This window comes from Paracoccus albus, from assembly GCF_027913035.1.
Classification (GTDB): Bacteria; Pseudomonadota; Alphaproteobacteria; order Rhodobacterales; family Rhodobacteraceae; genus Paracoccus; species Paracoccus albus.
Genome location: NZ_CP115775.1, coordinates 609,833 through 625,107, shown reverse-complemented (window position 1 = coordinate 625,107; position 15,275 = coordinate 609,833). Strand labels below are relative to the sequence as shown.

16 protein-coding genes and 1 pseudogene are annotated in these 15,275 nt (G+C 59.1%); 11 read left to right on the top strand and 6 right to left on the bottom strand.

Translation table 11 applies throughout. The features are described from left to right. Nucleotides 1-53: 53 nt before the first annotated feature. On the bottom strand, nt 54-746 hold the full coding sequence (locus tag PAF20_RS03130) for a GntR family transcriptional regulator (RefSeq protein ID WP_271072296.1): 693 nt from the start codon (nt 744-746) through the stop codon (nt 54-56). 48 nt (nt 747-794) lie between these two features. On the opposite strand from PAF20_RS03130, the gene PAF20_RS03125 reads away from it, so the two are divergent. Together PAF20_RS03125 and PAF20_RS03120 are read left to right on the top strand one after the other, a co-directional pair. Then, nucleotides 795-1,850 (top strand): AbrB family transcriptional regulator, encoded by a 1,056-nt coding sequence (locus tag PAF20_RS03125; RefSeq protein WP_271072295.1) that lies wholly within the window; start codon nt 795-797, stop codon nt 1,848-1,850. Nucleotides 1,851-1,916: 66 nt separating this feature from the next. Continuing rightward, the gene (locus PAF20_RS03120; protein WP_271072294.1) at nt 1,917-2,669 is read left to right on the top strand and encodes a sulfite exporter TauE/SafE family protein; all 753 of its coding nucleotides are present in this window, start codon (nt 1,917-1,919) and stop codon (nt 2,667-2,669) included. Nucleotides 2,670-2,808: 139 nt separating this feature from the next. On the opposite strand, the pseudogene PAF20_RS18920 reads toward PAF20_RS03120, so the two are convergent. After that, nucleotides 2,809-2,899, bottom strand: a pseudogene (locus PAF20_RS18920) (transposase); the annotation flags it as partial. A gap of 465 nt (nt 2,900-3,364) precedes the next feature. Here PAF20_RS18920 and PAF20_RS03110 point away from each other — a divergent pair. Continuing rightward, nucleotides 3,365-4,408, top strand: a complete 1,044-nt coding sequence (locus tag PAF20_RS03110) for a helix-turn-helix domain-containing protein (protein WP_271072292.1) — start codon at nt 3,365-3,367, stop codon at nt 4,406-4,408. Nucleotides 4,409-4,579: 171 nt separating this feature from the next. Here PAF20_RS03110 and PAF20_RS03105 read toward each other — a convergent pair whose 3' ends face one another. Both PAF20_RS03105 and PAF20_RS03100 read right to left on the bottom strand, forming a co-directional pair. After that, nucleotides 4,580-5,464: an alpha/beta hydrolase gene (locus PAF20_RS03105; protein WP_271072291.1), complete on the bottom strand. Its 885-nt coding sequence runs from the start codon at nt 5,462-5,464 to the stop codon at nt 4,580-4,582. A gap of 1 nt (nt 5,465) precedes the next feature. Continuing rightward, nucleotides 5,466-7,565 carry a TonB-dependent siderophore receptor gene (locus PAF20_RS03100; RefSeq protein ID WP_271072290.1) on the bottom strand — a complete coding sequence of 700 codons (2,100 nt, stop codon included), beginning with the start codon at nt 7,563-7,565 and terminating at the stop codon, nt 5,466-5,468. Nucleotides 7,566-7,883: 318 nt separating this feature from the next. On the opposite strand from PAF20_RS03100, the gene PAF20_RS03095 reads away from it, so the two are divergent. Genes PAF20_RS03095 through PAF20_RS03080 form a run of 4 tightly spaced genes read left to right on the top strand, consistent with a single transcriptional unit; the run spans nt 7,884 to nt 11,562 of the window. Next, nucleotides 7,884-8,837: a FecCD family ABC transporter permease gene (locus PAF20_RS03095; protein ID WP_271072289.1), complete on the top strand. Its 954-nt coding sequence runs from the start codon at nt 7,884-7,886 to the stop codon at nt 8,835-8,837. After that, nucleotides 8,834-9,805 (top strand): FecCD family ABC transporter permease, encoded by a 972-nt coding sequence (locus tag PAF20_RS03090; RefSeq protein ID WP_271072288.1) that lies wholly within the window; start codon nt 8,834-8,836, stop codon nt 9,803-9,805. Before PAF20_RS03095 ends, PAF20_RS03090 begins: the two co-directional genes overlap by 4 nt. Then, nucleotides 9,802-10,572: an ABC transporter ATP-binding protein gene (locus PAF20_RS03085; RefSeq protein WP_271072287.1), complete on the top strand. Its 771-nt coding sequence runs from the start codon at nt 9,802-9,804 to the stop codon at nt 10,570-10,572. Before PAF20_RS03090 ends, PAF20_RS03085 begins: the two co-directional genes overlap by 4 nt. A gap of 42 nt (nt 10,573-10,614) precedes the next feature. Continuing rightward, complete coding sequence (locus PAF20_RS03080; RefSeq protein WP_271072286.1) at nt 10,615-11,562, top strand: ABC transporter substrate-binding protein; 948 nt, start codon at nt 10,615-10,617, stop codon at nt 11,560-11,562. 7 nt (nt 11,563-11,569) lie between these two features. On the opposite strand, the gene PAF20_RS03075 is transcribed toward PAF20_RS03080, so the two are convergent. Together PAF20_RS03075 and PAF20_RS03070 are read right to left on the bottom strand one after the other, a co-directional pair. Next, nucleotides 11,570-12,172 carry a DUF1109 domain-containing protein gene (locus PAF20_RS03075; protein WP_271072285.1) on the bottom strand — a complete coding sequence of 201 codons (603 nt, stop codon included), beginning with the start codon at nt 12,170-12,172 and terminating at the stop codon, nt 11,570-11,572. Next, entirely contained in the window at nt 12,169-12,711 is a 543-nt protein-coding gene (locus tag PAF20_RS03070) for a sigma-70 family RNA polymerase sigma factor (protein WP_271072284.1), read from the bottom strand. The genes PAF20_RS03075 and PAF20_RS03070 overlap by 4 nt, the downstream gene beginning before the upstream one ends. 142 nt (nt 12,712-12,853) lie before the next feature. Here PAF20_RS03070 and PAF20_RS03065 point away from each other — a divergent pair, with 142 nt between their 5' ends. From PAF20_RS03065 to PAF20_RS03050, 4 genes are all read left to right on the top strand, one after another. Then, nucleotides 12,854-13,162 carry a BufA1 family periplasmic bufferin-type metallophore gene (locus PAF20_RS03065; protein WP_271072283.1) on the top strand — a complete coding sequence of 103 codons (309 nt, stop codon included), beginning with the start codon at nt 12,854-12,856 and terminating at the stop codon, nt 13,160-13,162. Nucleotides 13,163-13,223: 61 nt separating this feature from the next. Continuing rightward, the gene (gene bufB, locus PAF20_RS03060) at nt 13,224-14,054 is read left to right on the top strand and encodes an MNIO family bufferin maturase (protein WP_271072282.1); all 831 of its coding nucleotides are present in this window, start codon (nt 13,224-13,226) and stop codon (nt 14,052-14,054) included. Beyond that, nucleotides 14,021-14,764 carry an HvfC/BufC N-terminal domain-containing protein gene (locus PAF20_RS03055; RefSeq protein WP_271072281.1) on the top strand — a complete coding sequence of 248 codons (744 nt, stop codon included), beginning with the start codon at nt 14,021-14,023 and terminating at the stop codon, nt 14,762-14,764. Before bufB ends, PAF20_RS03055 begins: the two co-directional genes overlap by 34 nt. Further along, complete coding sequence (locus PAF20_RS03050) at nt 14,761-15,252, top strand: DoxX family protein (protein ID WP_271072280.1); 492 nt, start codon at nt 14,761-14,763, stop codon at nt 15,250-15,252. The genes PAF20_RS03055 and PAF20_RS03050 overlap by 4 nt, the downstream gene beginning before the upstream one ends. Nucleotides 15,253-15,275: the final 23 nt, after the last annotated feature.

The following is a 15,275-nucleotide window of genomic DNA, read 5'->3' as shown; positions in this document are numbered from 1 at the left end:
ATCGAGATGGCCGCTTTCAGGGGCGCGCATCTGGTTGATCGCGAAAAACCGGTTCAGGATAGCTCTGCTGAATGGCGCAATATCTTAAGTCGGGCGAACTGGGCGCGTTCCATATGCCGGCGCATTGCACTTTCAGCGGCCAGACCGTCTCGCGCCAGAAGCGCGTCGAGAACTTTTGAATGTTCATCAACCGCAGCGACTGCGCGTTCCGGCAGATGCATGCTCGACGCGCCGAGTATCAGTAAAGTGTTGTCGACCGAGGCCATTGATTTGATAAGGAAACGATTTCGCGCCGCCTCATGCAGCAGGTGATGGAACTGCCGGTTCAAAGTGACCAGCCTGTCTGCGTGACCGTCAGCCTCGCGCATCTCGTCATTGATCGCCTGAAGTTCCTCGAGTTCGACCGACGATGCGGCGCGGGCGGCCAGCCTCGCTGCTGTGCCTTCCAGCACAGTCCGCATCTCATAGAGCTCCATCGTCTCGGAATAATCCAGCTTCCTGACGATCGCCCCGCTGCGCGGCAAATGATCGACCAGCCCCTCTGCCTCCAGCCGGCGGATTGCTTCGCGGACAGGTGTGCGGCTGACAGCGTGCCGTTCTGCGATCTCTGCCTCGCGCAAGCGACTCCCGGGGGAAAGCACGCCAGACCTGATATCCTCGCACAGGCGTTCATAGACACTATCGCCGTGCAGGCCGCGCTCGGCCGGGGCAGCGATTGCGTCAGAAAATTTTCCGGTTTTATTCATGCATCCTTTCGTATACGACTGGATACAAATGCGTCAAGTTGCTTTGTCATGACAAATCCCTTCACCCTGCGACGATTTGGAACGCTGCTGCTCGCGGCCGTTGGGACAACGGTGTTTGCCTTTGTGAACATGCCGCTGCCTTTTCTGTTCGGCCCAATGTTTGCCTGCCTGATTGCGGCATTGCTGGGCGCACCCTTGCAAGGTATCGCACCGATCTCTGAAGCAGCCCGAACCATCCTTGGCGTCGCCGTCGGCGCGTCGATCACGCCGGAGGTCATGCACCAGCTTCCGCAAATGGCCGGATCGGTGGCCTTCGTCCCGATCTACATCGCAGCCATTGGCCTGATCGGCGTCCCGTATTTTCATAAGGTCTGTGGCTTTGACCTGCCGACTTCATATTTCGCCGCCATGCCGGGCGGCCTGCAGGACATGGTGATCTTCGGCAAGGAAGCGGGCGGCGATGTCCGGGCACTATCACTGATTCACGCGACACGGGTGCTGGTGATCGTCACAATCGTGCCAGCGATACTCGTCTATGCGATGGACCGTCCGCTTGTTCAACCGATCGGCGAACCTGCGTCAGAGCTGCCGCTGCGCGAGCTTTTGCTGATGAGCGTTGCCGCAATCGCCGGCTGGGCCATCGCGAAGCGCGTGGGGCTTTTTGGCGCAGCTATATTGGGGCCGATGATTGTCACAGCCCTGATGTCCCTGACCGGCATGATCGAACACCGACCACCACGCGAGGCTATTCTGGCCGCCCAGTTTTTCATCGGTATGGGGATTGGGGTCGGATATGTCGGCGTCACGCTGTTGGAACTGCGCCGGATCGTTCTGTCAGGGATGGTGTTTGTCGTCATCCTCGCCATTCTCGCATTCGCGGTGACAGAGGCTGTAGTTCTGCTTGGACTCGCCTCGCCGATGGAGGGCTTCCTGTCCTTCGCGCCGGGTGGGCAGGCCGAAATGACAGTGCTTGCCATCGTCGCAGGGGCCGATCTGGGCTTCATCGTCGTGCACCATCTTGTGAGGCTGACGCTGGTGATCCTCGGGGCACCCTTGGTCGCCGCGGCAATCGGAATGCGCACCGGCAGGGACAAGTCAGGCTGATTAGGGCTTTCGAACCAGCAACTCCGCGCATAACCCCATGACAATGCCATGAAGGCCGGGAGTAGAATGATCGACTTGACCGCGACGCTGATGCCGGATGGGATGGCCGATGCCACTTTCGCAATCTTGCTTGCCACAAGCTTTGCCGGATCGCTGATTACCGTCGCATTCGGGATCGGCGGCGGCGCTTTGCTTTTGGCGGTCATGGCAACGCTTGTGCCACCGGCGGCGCTGATCCCCACACATGGCGTTATCCAGATCGGCTCAAATATCGGCCGGGCAGCGGTCACATTCAGGCATATCTACTGGCCCGCCTTGCCAGCATTCGCGGCTGGTTCAGCCATAGGCGCCGCAATCGGCGGCTCTGTCGTCGTAAACCTGCCGCCCGCCTGGGTGCAGATCGGCGTGGGTGGGTTCGTCATGTGGTCGGTTCTTGGCAAACCGCCGGGAGCCGTGCGCGACTGGCCTTTTTCAGTCGGCGTGATCTCAAGCTTTCTGACCATGTTTTTCGGCGCAACCGGCCTTTTCGTTGCAACCTTCACGAAGTCCCAGAAACTGCCGAGACATGCCCATGTCGCAACCCATGCCGCGCTTATGACCGTCCAGCACGGCGTGAAATCACTGGCCTTCGCAGTACTGGGCTTTTGCTTCGCAAGCTGGGCAGGGTTCATCGCCGCTATGATAGCTGCGGGGTTTCTTGGCACATTGTTCGGCAAGCTGGTGCTGAACCGAATGGATGAACGGCGGTTCAGGATCGCGCTCAACCTGATGCTGATCGTTCTTTCGCTTCGGCTTATCTACGGGGGAATCAGCGATTAAAGCATCCAGGTTTTAACCTGTGACAATTCCTGCAGCATTGAAGTAATTCGAGCACTCGGTTTGGTCGAAGAGTTCGCAGACCCTGCCGAGGCCTGAAAGACTTGTTTGAAGCTGCGGGCACGGATGCGCCCGAGATGCGCCTTGAGCCGGGCAAATGCAATTTCTATCGGGTTCAGATCAGGCGAATATGGCGGCAGATAGTGAAACCAGAAGCGGTCCGCTCGGATGGCTGGACTGCTTTGGCATTGCGATGGCTGGTGAGGGTTGCCGGGTCGGCAGACCCTCCAAACCCGGGATCGACAATTTCCACCGACGTGATGCGCGAGTCGCCGGCATCGATTTCGAAGCCGGGGTGATCTGCAATGCTGACGCCCCCGAGCCGGAAAAAGGCGCTGTCAGTCGCGTCTGCGACATTGGCGCAATTTTTTCCTGAAACTCACCATTTAATCGGTCGCCCGCAAGATCAAGCGCCGTGGCACGACCCGACGAAAACCCAACGACGCCTATCCGTTCTTCATCCGTGAAACGGACAAAGCCGTGCAGAGCGCAAGCAGTAAAGCAGAGCAAGGCGTTTCACAAAAACTTCCGTTCTTGGGCGTTGTCCCATCATCGTAAGAAAATATGTATGATCACGTACTGTTTTCGGGATTCAGGTCGTCAGAATCCGGTTTTTGGACAATAGTCGCCGGATGCCCATGCTTCCGATTCCCGCCTTCGTCGCCCTCGTTCTTGGCTATATTGCCATCCGCACTTTCTTGGCGGGGGGCAGGCCGTTTCTGTTGTCATTTCTGACCATCTGCGCCTTTCAATCGCTGCTTGTCATGTTGGTCGGTGGTTATGGCGTAAGCGGATTGCGCCCAATCCTGCCTGTGAGCGCGACGATTATACCCCCATTGGCCTGGATCACCTTTCAGGATGCGATGGTCTCGCGCATCCCGATACGCGCGATTATCATACATGGTGCGGCACCGGCCTTTGCCGTGTTCTGCCGAATCTTCGCCCCTGAGACGACAGACTTCATAGTCCCGCTTGTCTTTGCGGGCTATGGCGGCGCGATCCTGCTCCGGTTGCGAAATTCGTCAGACATGCCATTGGCCCGGTTGGAAGCCGGACAGGTCCCGGCAATGCTCTGGCAGGTTCTTGGCTGGGCACTTATTGCATCGGCGCTCAGCGACCTTTTCATTGCCGCCGCGTTTCTAACTGGAAACGAGAGGTGGACCGGATGGTTAATAACCATCTTCTCCTCGCTTGTGCTCTTGCTTCTGGGCACTCTGAGCGTCAGCCCCTCCGCCGCTGGTGCGTCAGGTGACGAAGCGGATTGCGCCCCCGCGCCGCCGCGTGAAGCTGGCAGCGACGATGCTGAGATCATCGAAAGACTGGAAACCCTGCTGGCGCGAGAGCCGCTGCATCTTGATCCTAATTTGACCTTGTCGCGTCTGGCGCGCCGTTTGCATCTGCCGGAAAAACGCCTGTCCGGGGCAGTCAATCGCTCAACTGGAAACAATGTGTCCCGTTATATCAATTCGTGGCGCATCCGGCATGCTTGCAGCCGAATTGATGAGGGCGCGAGTGTGACTGACGCGATGCTGGACAGCGGTTTCAACACAAAATCCAACTTTAACCGGGAATTCCTACGTGAAACGCACGTTTCCCCGAGCCAGTGGCGCCGAGGTTCGAAAACCGCGTCGAATGTAACGCAACTTTCCGTAAATGAAAGAACAGTCTCAGCTGGAAAATGATTGGTCATACACTCTGCCGGAGCATTGCCAATCTGGTTAGCTGTGCAAACCTTGGCCGCGATGGGGTTGTTCAGTTGTGCCGAACTGGCCGCACCGATTGGGGCTACTCCACCAACCGGAACCTTATCACGGCTCTTGGCGCTTCAAGAACTATTCGCTGGTCATCGCTCCTCAAGATTGCGCAATAACGGGATCGATCGCAAACGCGCAATGCACGGCCCGATTAACCGCTACAGGTAGAACTGACATATGTGTTTCGCCTGAATAGACCTCAAACATTGCAAGCAAGCCACGATCAGACAGATGCCGGGCCATATCGCGCGCTGCCGCCACGGTCTGTGTCTGCTTTTTCTGTGCCAGCCGATCTGATGAGTCGGCGCGACCACGTTGGAATGGCGCAAGCTCGTCACCTTCCCATTCCCCTGCAGAAAGATGGACCAAAAGCTTGCGGCCTTCAGGATCAAAACGTTTGAGGTGGTCCAGCAGAAAGCCGTCCTCCCATGTGATAGCGGGGCTTGCGGCGATCCATGTGCGAAAGGCACCGGGACGCGTGAGCATCAGCCATAGTGCAAACAACCCGCCAAAGGAATGACCGAACAGCGATTGGCGCGTCATGTCCAATACGACATAGTCGGTCAGAAACTGGCGGACATCTTCAAGAATGAAGCGCGCCATCTCTGCCCCACCGCCGGTGCGAACATCTGGCCCCCCTTCTTTGAAGGGCGGATAGGTCCGGCCCGGTGGCGGGCCAAGATCCCAGCTTCGGCGAAAGGTGTCGTAGGCGTCATCGGTTGGATAACCAACCGCGACCAGTGCGCCCCAGCCGACATTCGTGCCACTTGGCCAGAAGGCCTGCGCCCGCATGATGTCTACGGCCGTGCCGATCACAGCATTGCCGTCTAGCAGCCAAAGCGCGGGCCAACCTGCCTGCGGTGCTTCGCCGGGCGGCCGCCAAAGGAATATACGCCGGACAGCACCCGTCTGGCTGTCAGCAAGATCGAACCAGCGGGTGCCTCCACAATCGGCGACACCTTCGTTTATCAGCGCAGCAGCCATGTCAGAACTGGCGGCTGAGTGTCAGATTGACCCTGCGGCCCTCTCCATAGGCACAACCAAGATTGTCATAGCAGACACCGTAATATTCCTTGTCGAAGGCATTGGTGACGCCCAGATCCAATGCATATTCATCGGCCTCATAGCGCAGGGCCAGATCGGCAGTGGTATGCGATGGTGTCACACGCCCGTTCAACTGCGTTGCATAAGAGTCCGACTGGTAGCGGAGGCCACCACCAATTGTCAGACCCGGCAGCAGCCGCTCTGCATCCCAATCCAGCCACAACGAAACCTGATGCCGCGGCGACATGATGTTGTCGTTGCCTTTCTTGCGGGCATTGGCGGATTCGGTGATCTCGGTATCCAGATAGGTATAGCCCAGCACACCCTGCAAGCTGCCGGTCAGACGGCCGCGTGCCTCCAACTCGACACCACGGGCACGGATTTCGCCAACCTGGGTCGAATGGGTGTAGTCGATATTGCCGTTTTCGTCGAAATAGTAATCCTCGACATTGGTCTTTCGCAGGTCAAAAGCGGCGGCGCTCAGCAACAAATCGCCGGATGCGGGCATATAGCGCAGGCCGATCTCGAATTGTTTGTTGCGCGAAGGGTCCAGCGGATCGCCATCTATCGTGATCCCGGCATTCTGGATGAACCCTTCTGAATAGTTGACATAGGGGGCCAGGCCATTGGCGAAGCGATGGGTCGCCCCGATCATGCCGGTCGTCGCGGAATCCTTGCGGCGGCTTGTCGTATCGGCCAGACGGTCTTCGGCCTTGTTCTCCAGCCAGCTGCGGCGCAGGCCCGCCGTGATCGTCGTGCCCTGACCGAAATTCAGGTGGTTCTGCAGATATATCCCCTTCTCGGTATAGGTCTTCCGACTGCGTCCCGACAGGGCCGGATCGGCCACATCGAAATCATAGGAAATATTGGTGAAGGGCATCGTGTAGGCGCCGTATTTGTAATACTGCTCGGCGTCGCGTTCGGCGCGGTGATAATCCAGCCCAGCCGTCAAACTGTTTTCGGCTCCACCAAAGCTTCGCCGCCATTCCAGATTGATGTCGGCGCCGATTGTGCGCGCATCCTCGACCTGACGGAAGGCGGTATAGCTGATCCCTTTTGAGCTGATCCCGTCACGGTAGAGGTGACGATAATCGGTATCCTGATGGGCATAGCGGATGCGCGAATTCAGAGCCAGCTCGGGCAGGAATTCATGCGTGATCTCGAGGCCCACGGACCGCTGTTCTGTTCTGAAGTCGTTATAGGGCGAGGCGGCATAGCCGAAATCATCCGGCAGAGCGCCAAATGCGGCATCGTAATCCTCACCCGTGATGGGGAAGAACGTGGTCGGCGTGCGATCATCTTTCTGGATATGCGCCAAAAGGGTGACAGAAGTTAAATCGGTTGGCGCCCAGGTCAAACCGGCGGAAAGAAAGGCCGGGTCGTCGTCAGAGTTGTCGATCTCGGTCGATCCGTCGCGCCACAGCCCGGTGATGCGGCCGGCCAAGGTATTGTCGGCGTTCAGGACGTCGCCGTAATCGAAGCCGATTTCAACGGAATCATGGCTGCCATAGCCAAGCCGCGCCTCGGCTTTGCGTTCAAAGACAGGCCGCTTGGTGACGAGATTGACCATGCCGCCCGCATCGTTCGACCCGTAAAGGACGCCCGCCGGGCCACGCAGCACATCCACGCGTTCCAGCATGTAGGGATGGGATGAGAACGCCGTGAATCCCAGCACTTTCTGCGGCAATCCGTCGCGGTAAAGCGAACCGGAGCCCAGATCGAAGCCGCGAATCGCGAACTGATCGAAGCGGTCATCCGTCCCCCAGGTCGAGGCGTTGACACCAACAGTATATTTGATCGCGTCCTCAACCTGCGAAGGTGCGCGACGTTGAAGTTCCGTCGAAGTCACAACGGAAATCGACTGCGGAACCTCTTCCAGAGGCACACCGGATTTGACGCCGGTTTCGGTTCCAGGGGCCAGATAACCCTCGATCTCACCTGTAAAAGGCAATGCCTGCAGCACGAGTTCCGGAAGAACGATGGTATCTGCTACCTGCCGGTCCTGCGCGAAAGCTGAAAAGGGCAGAACCAAGAGCGACATCAGTGCAGTCGTATACCGCAAGAAACTGGATGGCGCGCACGCAGCCGGCTGGGCGGTTGATCTACGAGGCATGAGAGAACTCCAAAGGCAAAAGATAAATGAACCGGTGTAACCGGTCGATTAATGCCTGGGACATGCCTTGGTGTGCGTCTCTATTCGAGTAAAACCCAGCAATGTCAACTATAACGCCAGCGGATTTCGATTTGACTGCGTGCTGCCACGCACTTACACCAGCCCGGCCAGCCTAGTGCCAGCCCGATCACGAAATTTGGCGAAGCGGGTACTGCGATTCCGATCAGACGGGCAATCCTATTGGCGATGATTATGCTATGCGCCGCGGTTCTGGCATCGCTGATGCTTGGCGCGCGCGGGATGGCGCCCTCCCAGGTTTTGGCATCGCTGTTTAGCGGCGGCACCGACGAAACCAGTGCGATTATTATGGATATGCGGCTGTCGCGCAGCCTGACCGGAATTGCCGCAGGCGCCTCGCTCGCGGCGGCTGGGCTGGTGATGCAGCAGATCACCCGCAACCCGCTGGCGGATCCGGGAATATTGGGCGTGAATGCCGGCGCCGCGCTTGCCGTCGTGCTGGCTATCTGGCTGATCGATACGACCAATCCGCTAAGCCTTTCTTTCCTGGCTGTCTGCGGTGCGGCACTTGCGGCAGTAGCGGTCTTTCTGCTTGGACGCGGCGCCAGGGCAAGCGACCGCGCAGGCATACTTCGCCTGACGCTGGCGGGGGTCGCGATATCTGCGCTTTGCATGGCTTTCGTGTCAGCAATCGTGCTTCTGGATAACGATACCCGCAACCTTTACCGTTTCTGGACCATCGGATCGCTGGGTACGGATGCGGACAGGCTGGCATCGTTGTGGCCCCTGCTCTTGGCCGGTTTGATCCTTGCTGCGCTGCTGGCGCGGCGGATCGACGCCTTTGCGCTCGGCGCGGATACGGCCCGCAGCTTTGGCGTCTCGACCGAGGTGACTGCGGCATTATCGCTGACGGCGGTCGCACTGCTGGCCGGTGGCAGTGTCGCACTGGCCGGTCCCATAGGTTTTGTCGGTCTGATTGTCCCGCATCTGACGCGCCGATTGGTCGGGCCAACCATAATCCCCGGACTGATAATCGCCTGCCCGTTGGGGGCGTCGCTTCTGCTGGTTTGCGATAGCATCGGGCGAATCGTCGCACGACCGGCCGAAATCCAGACAGGCATCATCCTGTCATTGATTGGCGGCCCGGCCTTTCTTACCCTGATCGGACGGGTATCGCGATGAAGCAGCGCGGGTCGGTCATCGCTTCCTTGCTGATTGTATTTCTCGCCGCGCTCTGTCTTGGGCGCACGGTCATCACAATCAGCGATCTGGCAGACATGCTGCGCCACGGGTCAGAGGCACAGGCGTGGTTTCTGGCCTATGAGCTGCGCCTGCCGCGGCTGCTCACCGCGACGGGCGCGGGTGTGGCCTTCGGTCTTGGGGGGGCTGTCAGCCAGTCGCTGTTCCGCAACCCGCTTGCCGCACCCGAGATGCTTGGAGTGACCGCCGGAGCCTCACTTGGTGCCGTTGCGGTCCTGTTGACGGGGTTGGCTGGGTTCGGTGCCGCACTTGGCGCGACTGTTGGCGCAACGTCCGCCACCGTTCTGCTGCTGCTACTGGCCGGTCGCCAGCCAGAGGTCAGCCGTCTTATCCTGACGGGCATCGGCATTTCGCTGACAGCAAGCGCCGTGACCGGGCTGCTGCTCAGCCGTGCCAGCGATACGGTCGCGGGCGATGCGATGCTGTGGCTGACGGGATCGCTGAACGGACGGCACTGGCCGCAAGCAAGGTTGATCTGGTCTGTCCTGCCGCTGCTGATAATAGCTTTGGCGATGCTGGCGCGCTCGCTCGACAGGATGGAACTTGGCGATGATCTGGCGCAAAGCCTTGGCATCGCAGTGCATCTGACCCGTCCCGCATTGGTCCTGACGACCGCCGCGCTCATCGCGGCAGGTGTGGCTGTGGTCGGTCCGGTTGGTTTCGTCGGGCTGATGGCTGGACCCATTGCGCGCAGGCTGGCCGATGGCGCCGACCCGGATTTGATTGGTGCGGCCATGATCGGGGCCTTGATTATGCTGCTGGCGGATCTGATGGTCACGCTGTTCGCGACCTATGCCCTGATGCCCGCAGGAATTTTCACAGGGTTAATGGGCGCACCCTGGCTGATCTGGCTGCTCTGGCAAAGCGACAAGGAAAGGAAAGCGGCATGAGTCTTGAGGCAAGACGCCTGACGCTCGGCTATGGCGGGCTGCCAATCCTGCGCGATCTGGATATTCACATTCCGCAGGGCCGTATCACCGCAATCATCGGCCCGAACGGCTGCGGGAAATCGACGCTGCTGCGGGCGCTCGGCGGCCTTGTCGCAACACAATCCGGGCAGGTGTTGCTGAACGGGCATGATTTGACCAACCTGCGTCCAAAGGCCATTGCCCAACGCATCACGCTTCTGCCGCAATCGCCCATCGCGCCGGAAGGCATCCGCGTGAACGAATTGGTCGCCCATGGCCGCACCCCCTGGCTTCGCCCGTTCCGTCCGATGGGTCGTGAAGATCACGCCGCTGTCGCGCGAGCTATGGATGCCGCATCTGTCGCCGATTTGCGCGATGCCCGCGTCTTTGATTTGTCGGGCGGGCAGCGTCAGCGGGTCTGGATCGCGATGGCTCTGGCGCAGGAAACCAGTTGGCTTTTGCTGGATGAGCCGACGACATTCCTGGACCTGCGCCACCAAATTGATCTGCTGAAACTGCTTCAGGCGCTGAACCGCGCGGACGGGCGAAGCATCGTCATGGTTCTGCACGATATTACACTTGCGGCGCGCTTTGCAGGACATGTTGTGGCGATGCGGGGCGGACAGGTGATTGCCCAAGGGACAGCTGACGAAGTTATTGCAGATGACATCCTGAAGGACGTCTTCGGGCTGGAAACCAAGGTGATTACGGACCCGCTCCATGGCTCCCCTCTGGTGCTGCCATTATAGGGAAAGCCGATGACACGATATTCAATAGACCGCCGAATGTTCTTGAAACTTACCAGCGTCGGCATCGCCCTGCCCGCCTCGCTACGCGCTGAAACCGGGTGGCCCCGTCAAGTCAGCCACGCGCTTGGAACAACGACAATAGCCGCACCTCCCAAACGTGTCGTTTCAGTCGGCTTTCACGAGCAGGATTTCTTCTATGCACTCGGCATAGCGCCCATTGGGGTGCATGAATGGTTCGGCGGCCACCCTTTCGCAACGTGGGGATGGGCCGAGGACGCCCGCAAGTCCCTGAACGCAAGGCCAGAGGTCCAGAATGGCTTCGAGGTGGATATCGAATGGGTTTATGCTCAGCAGCCTGATCTGATCGTCGCATCCTTCTTCAACCTTTCGCCTTCGGAATACGAACTGCTCTCCGGCATCGCCCCTGTAATCGGCCCGCCCGAGGGTTATCCGGTCTGGAGCGCGCCCTGGCAGGCCGAGTTGCGACTGATTGCAAAGGCCACCGGAACAGAGGCGAAAGCGGAACTCATCATGGCGGGGATTGATGGGCAGATCAGCCAATTGGCCGCGGCCAACCCAGAATTTTCGGGAAAATCGGCAACGATTGGCTTTTTCACCAACGACCATTTCGTCGGCTATCGCAGTGATGCCGGCGCCAATCTGCTGCTGAAAAAGCTTGGCATGAACACCCCCGCCGAATTCGACGAACTGGTGCAACCGAATGGTCAGTTTTCAGTCAGCCCGGAACGGATCGACCTGTTCGATATTGATGCTGTTCTGTGGCTGGTCTCCCCAGAAACGGCAAAACACATTCAGGACATGCCGGTCTATCAGCAGACGCGGCTTGCGCGCGAAATGCGCTCTGTCTGGGCAGATCCTGAATTAACCGGTGCGCTCAGCTTCATGTCGCCCCTTTCGATCGGCTATGCATTGGGGCGTTTGGCGCCGCTGCTGCAAGATGCACTGTCGGGCAGATCGAAGCCGCCATAGCAGGCGTTCAAACGCCCAACACCCGGCGACCCGAAATTCGACCAGCGGCACCACAAATCAAGATACCCGCAGAATACCAAACTGTATAAAAGGCAGGCGCGTCCTCGTTACAGTGAAGTGCGTAGATTGTCGCCGCGATTCCGCCAGCCATCAGGCCCGCAAACAGCCCGTTCCGCGCCGGATCGGTGATGACCATGCGGCGCAGAGCAAAGAAGATACCCGCCGCGATTGGAAGCGCAAGAAACGGGATTGAAACGAGGCAGACTGACCATGACGAACCGACTATCGCCGCTGCCAGCCCGTCGCGTGGCATCGTCACCACAAAGAGAATTGCCGCCGCAAGCGCCGGCAGCGCTAAGACCCACAAATGCCGGGCATCGTCCCACCGGGACCGCAATATCCACAGTATCAACGCAAAGGACAACGGCAGCATCAGCTTGGCCAGCACCAGCGGCCTTGACAGCACCGTGCCCAGATCCGGGCGCAATTGCCAGAATGTCAGAAGCAATGCCAGCGATAGCATAGCGCCCAAAAGCAGCCGCAGAACCAGCAAGGGGCGGCTGATTTTGGTGTCGGCGGCGAGAACGGCGATCAGTTCTTCTGTTTTCATTTCTCATTCTCCTTCTGTGCCACGCTCCGCAAACGTCCTAGCGCGCGATGTAGCGCCACCCGGAATGCGCCAGGACTCAGGCTGAACGCACTGCCAATTTCGACTTCGTCTCGTCCCTGAAGAGCATGGGCCCGGATAAGTGCGGCGTCGCGCGGCGCCAACCTGTTCAGCAATTGTTCCAGCAGATGCCCGGCAAGCGGATCGGGCGCGTCGGGCGCAGGTAAAATCTCGGCCATGGTCTCGACCGGAATATGCGTGCCGCCTTTTTGACGCCTAAGCATGTCGATCGCTTTGTGGCGCAGAATAACCCGCACCCAAGCCATCAGCGGCCTTCCCTGATCCCAGCTGGCCCTTTTCATATGGATCACAAGCAATGTTTCCTGCACCACATCCTCAGACAAATGGCGTGCGCCGTCGGGCAAGGCCCGCCGGGCCATGCGCCGAAGAACAGGCACCAGTGCGGTCAGGCAACTGCGATAGGCCACCGCATCGCCAGACAGGCCCGCGCGCATCAAGCTTTCAACTTCCGCTTCATCCATCATCTGACCCATTTACGTGGAAGTCCGCGCCGTTGTTACAGAGGTTAACGAAAAAATGGCCCGGCGCTGTAACGCCCAGGGTGATGGCTTCGTAAGGCAAGTGAAGCCAGTTGCCGCTTCATCAACAGGAAAGGATATTACTATGAACGTCAAATATTTCGCGTTGAGCGCCGCCGCGATCGCCGCCGCGTCTTTCTCCGCCCATGCTGACGGCGCCAATGCAAGCGGGGAGATGGAGAAATGCTATGGCGTCGCCATGGCCGGGGAAAACGATTGTGCAGCGGGCGCCGGGACGACATGCGCGGGCACTTCAACCGTCGACTATCAGGGCAACGCGTGGTCACTGGTTCCGGCCGGCACCTGCGCGGACCTGGAATTGCCCGCGATGGATGACGGCATGTCGCGCATGGGCTCGCTTGAGCCGCTGATGCGTGACCTTCCCAAGACCTGATTGCAACGATCAGTCTGGCGCGGCCGAAACCGCGCCAGCTTTTCAATTCACGGAGATTGTGATGACACTGCCGAATTCAGTCGGTGTAGGCTTCAAATCCATTCATGCCAAAGACCTGATCGAAGACGCCGGCCCGGTGGACTGGCTGGAAATCCATGCCGAGAATTACCTGCTGGATGGCGGCCCGCGTATGGCGCTACTGGCGCAGATGGCTGAGCGCTTCCCGATATCGGTTCACGGAGTCGGCATGTCGATAGGCGGCGCGGAAAAACTGAACGCCGATCATCTGGATCGGGTGGCTCGGCTGGTGGATATGCTGAAACCGGCGAGTTTTTCGGAACATCTCGCCTGGTCCACCCATGAGGGCACATATTACAATGATCTTTTACCGCTGCCTTATACCGCGGCAACATTGGCAAGGGTCTGCGATCATATCTTGCAGGTCCAGGATAGGCTGGGCCACCGGATGCTTCTGGAAAATCCCGCCAGCTATCTTGCCTTCTCCGAAAGCACATGGTCCGAACCCGACTTTCTGGCCGAAATCAGCCGCCGCACAGGATGCGGGCTTTTGCTTGATGTGGCAAATGTATTCATCTCGGCCAACAATCTTGGCAACTCGGCCAGTCAATATATTGCCGGGTTCGCATTGGAAAAGGTCGGAGAGATCCATCTGGCCGGGCCTGATGGCGATGCCGGAGAGGCGGGCCTGCTAATAGACTCCCATTCGCGGCCGGTGCCGGATCCGGTTTGGGCACTTTTTGGCGACGTGGTTGGACAGACAGGCCCTGTGCCGACGCTGATTGAATGGGACAATGACGTGCCGGACTTCACCGTTCTGGCCCATGAGGCAATGCGGGCATGCATCATTTTGCAGCAAAGGGCTGCAGTGTGACCCCGTTCGTCGACGCTTTACGTTCACCCTTGCCTGCGGTGCCAAAAGGAATTGAGTTGCCCCAGGGCGGCAATGCGTCGCGGCGCTTTGCCATCTATCGCAACAACGTCAATGTTGCCCTCAGCAGGGCGCTAGCGGATAACTTCCCTGTCGTGACCAGCCTTGTCGGCAAAGATTTCATGATGGCCGCAGCGCGGATATTTACGGCTGCGCATCCGCCGGCAACGCCGATCCTGGCGAATTGGGGCGCGGCGTTTCCGGTTTGGCTCTCAGGCTTTCCACCGGCGGCCAGGCTTGAATATCTGCCAGACATCGCCCGGCTGGAACAGCTATGCCGATGCAGCGTCAATGCCCGGGACGCCGTTCCGGTTGCCGCTCAGGACGTCGCCGCCATGTCACGCGCGGAACTGGCCCGGTGGCGACCCAGCCTGCATCCTTCGCTGCGTTTCATGTCGAGTGGCTGGCCGCTTCTGCGCATCCGCAACCATGCCCTCAGCCTGAAAACCGGACAGCCGCGCGAGACCGGAGAGATATTGATCACCCGTCCCGCCTTGACGCTGATGCTGAGGCCCGCCCCAACCGGCACCGTCACGGCACTGACACGGATCAGCAATGGCGCAGATATCGATTCAGCATTGGACGGGCTGGAAGAACGCGCCGCCATCCTCACCTGCCTCTTGCGTCACCATGCGTTCGAGGAAGTACCGTGAGCCGCATCCTTACTACCATCACAGACGTTCTGGACCGGCACGCCGGTCAGGCAGTTCCCCTGATCGCGCGGCTCGGGTTTGTCCTGTCGCTCGGCCCGTTCTTCTGGCGCTCGGCCCTGACCAAGCTGGACGGATTTGGCTTGAGCGCGGGCGCATATGTCCAGATCGTCCCGAGACTGGCCGAGACCAACAGCTATAATCCGGCCAACCTTCCCTTCTGGGCACATCTGGTCGTGGGCTTTGGCACGATTGCAGAGTTTCTTCTACCTGCGATGATCCTGCTTGGCCTGTTTTCGCGGCTATCGTCGCTGGCCATGATCGGATTCATCGCCGTGATGACGGCAACCGATATCTTCGGCCACGGCATCGAACCGATCGACGTCATTGCGCCAAGAATTCTTTGGCTGGCAGTGCTGACGGTTAATGTCTTCCTGGGCGCAGGTGCATTTTCGCTAGATCGGGCGATATCAAGAAACCGCGCGATTTAGTTCTATCTTTGCATATGGAGGCG

Excerpts from the sequence above, each read along its gene's own strand:
- PAF20_RS03090 (WP_271072288.1), top strand. The coding sequence starts at position 8,834 with ATGAAGCAGCGCGGGTCGGTCATCGCTTCCTTGCTGATTGTATTTCTC.
- bufB (WP_271072282.1), top strand. The coding sequence starts at position 13,224 with ATGACACTGCCGAATTCAGTCGGTGTAGGCTTCAAATCCATTCATGCC.
- PAF20_RS03070 (WP_271072284.1), bottom strand. The coding sequence starts at position 12,711 with ATGGATGAAGCGGAAGTTGAAAGCTTGATGCGCGCGGGCCTGTCTGGC.
- PAF20_RS03095 (WP_271072289.1), top strand. The coding sequence starts at position 7,884 with ATGATTATGCTATGCGCCGCGGTTCTGGCATCGCTGATGCTTGGCGCG.
- PAF20_RS03100 (WP_271072290.1), bottom strand. The coding sequence starts at position 7,565 with ATGTCGCTCTTGGTTCTGCCCTTTTCAGCTTTCGCGCAGGACCGGCAG.
- PAF20_RS03085 (WP_271072287.1), top strand. The coding sequence starts at position 9,802 with ATGAGTCTTGAGGCAAGACGCCTGACGCTCGGCTATGGCGGGCTGCCA.
- PAF20_RS03075 (WP_271072285.1), bottom strand. The coding sequence starts at position 12,172 with ATGAAAACAGAAGAACTGATCGCCGTTCTCGCCGCCGACACCAAAATC.
- PAF20_RS03105 (WP_271072291.1), bottom strand. The coding sequence starts at position 5,464 with ATGGCTGCTGCGCTGATAAACGAAGGTGTCGCCGATTGTGGAGGCACC.
- PAF20_RS03055 (WP_271072281.1), top strand. The coding sequence starts at position 14,021 with ATGCATCATTTTGCAGCAAAGGGCTGCAGTGTGACCCCGTTCGTCGAC.
- PAF20_RS03125 (WP_271072295.1), top strand. The coding sequence starts at position 795 with ATGACAAATCCCTTCACCCTGCGACGATTTGGAACGCTGCTGCTCGCG.
- PAF20_RS03130 (WP_271072296.1), bottom strand. The coding sequence starts at position 746 with ATGAATAAAACCGGAAAATTTTCTGACGCAATCGCTGCCCCGGCCGAG.
- PAF20_RS03110 (WP_271072292.1), top strand. The coding sequence starts at position 3,365 with ATGCTTCCGATTCCCGCCTTCGTCGCCCTCGTTCTTGGCTATATTGCC.
- PAF20_RS03120 (WP_271072294.1), top strand. The coding sequence starts at position 1,917 with ATGATCGACTTGACCGCGACGCTGATGCCGGATGGGATGGCCGATGCC.
- PAF20_RS03065 (WP_271072283.1), top strand. The coding sequence starts at position 12,854 with ATGAACGTCAAATATTTCGCGTTGAGCGCCGCCGCGATCGCCGCCGCG.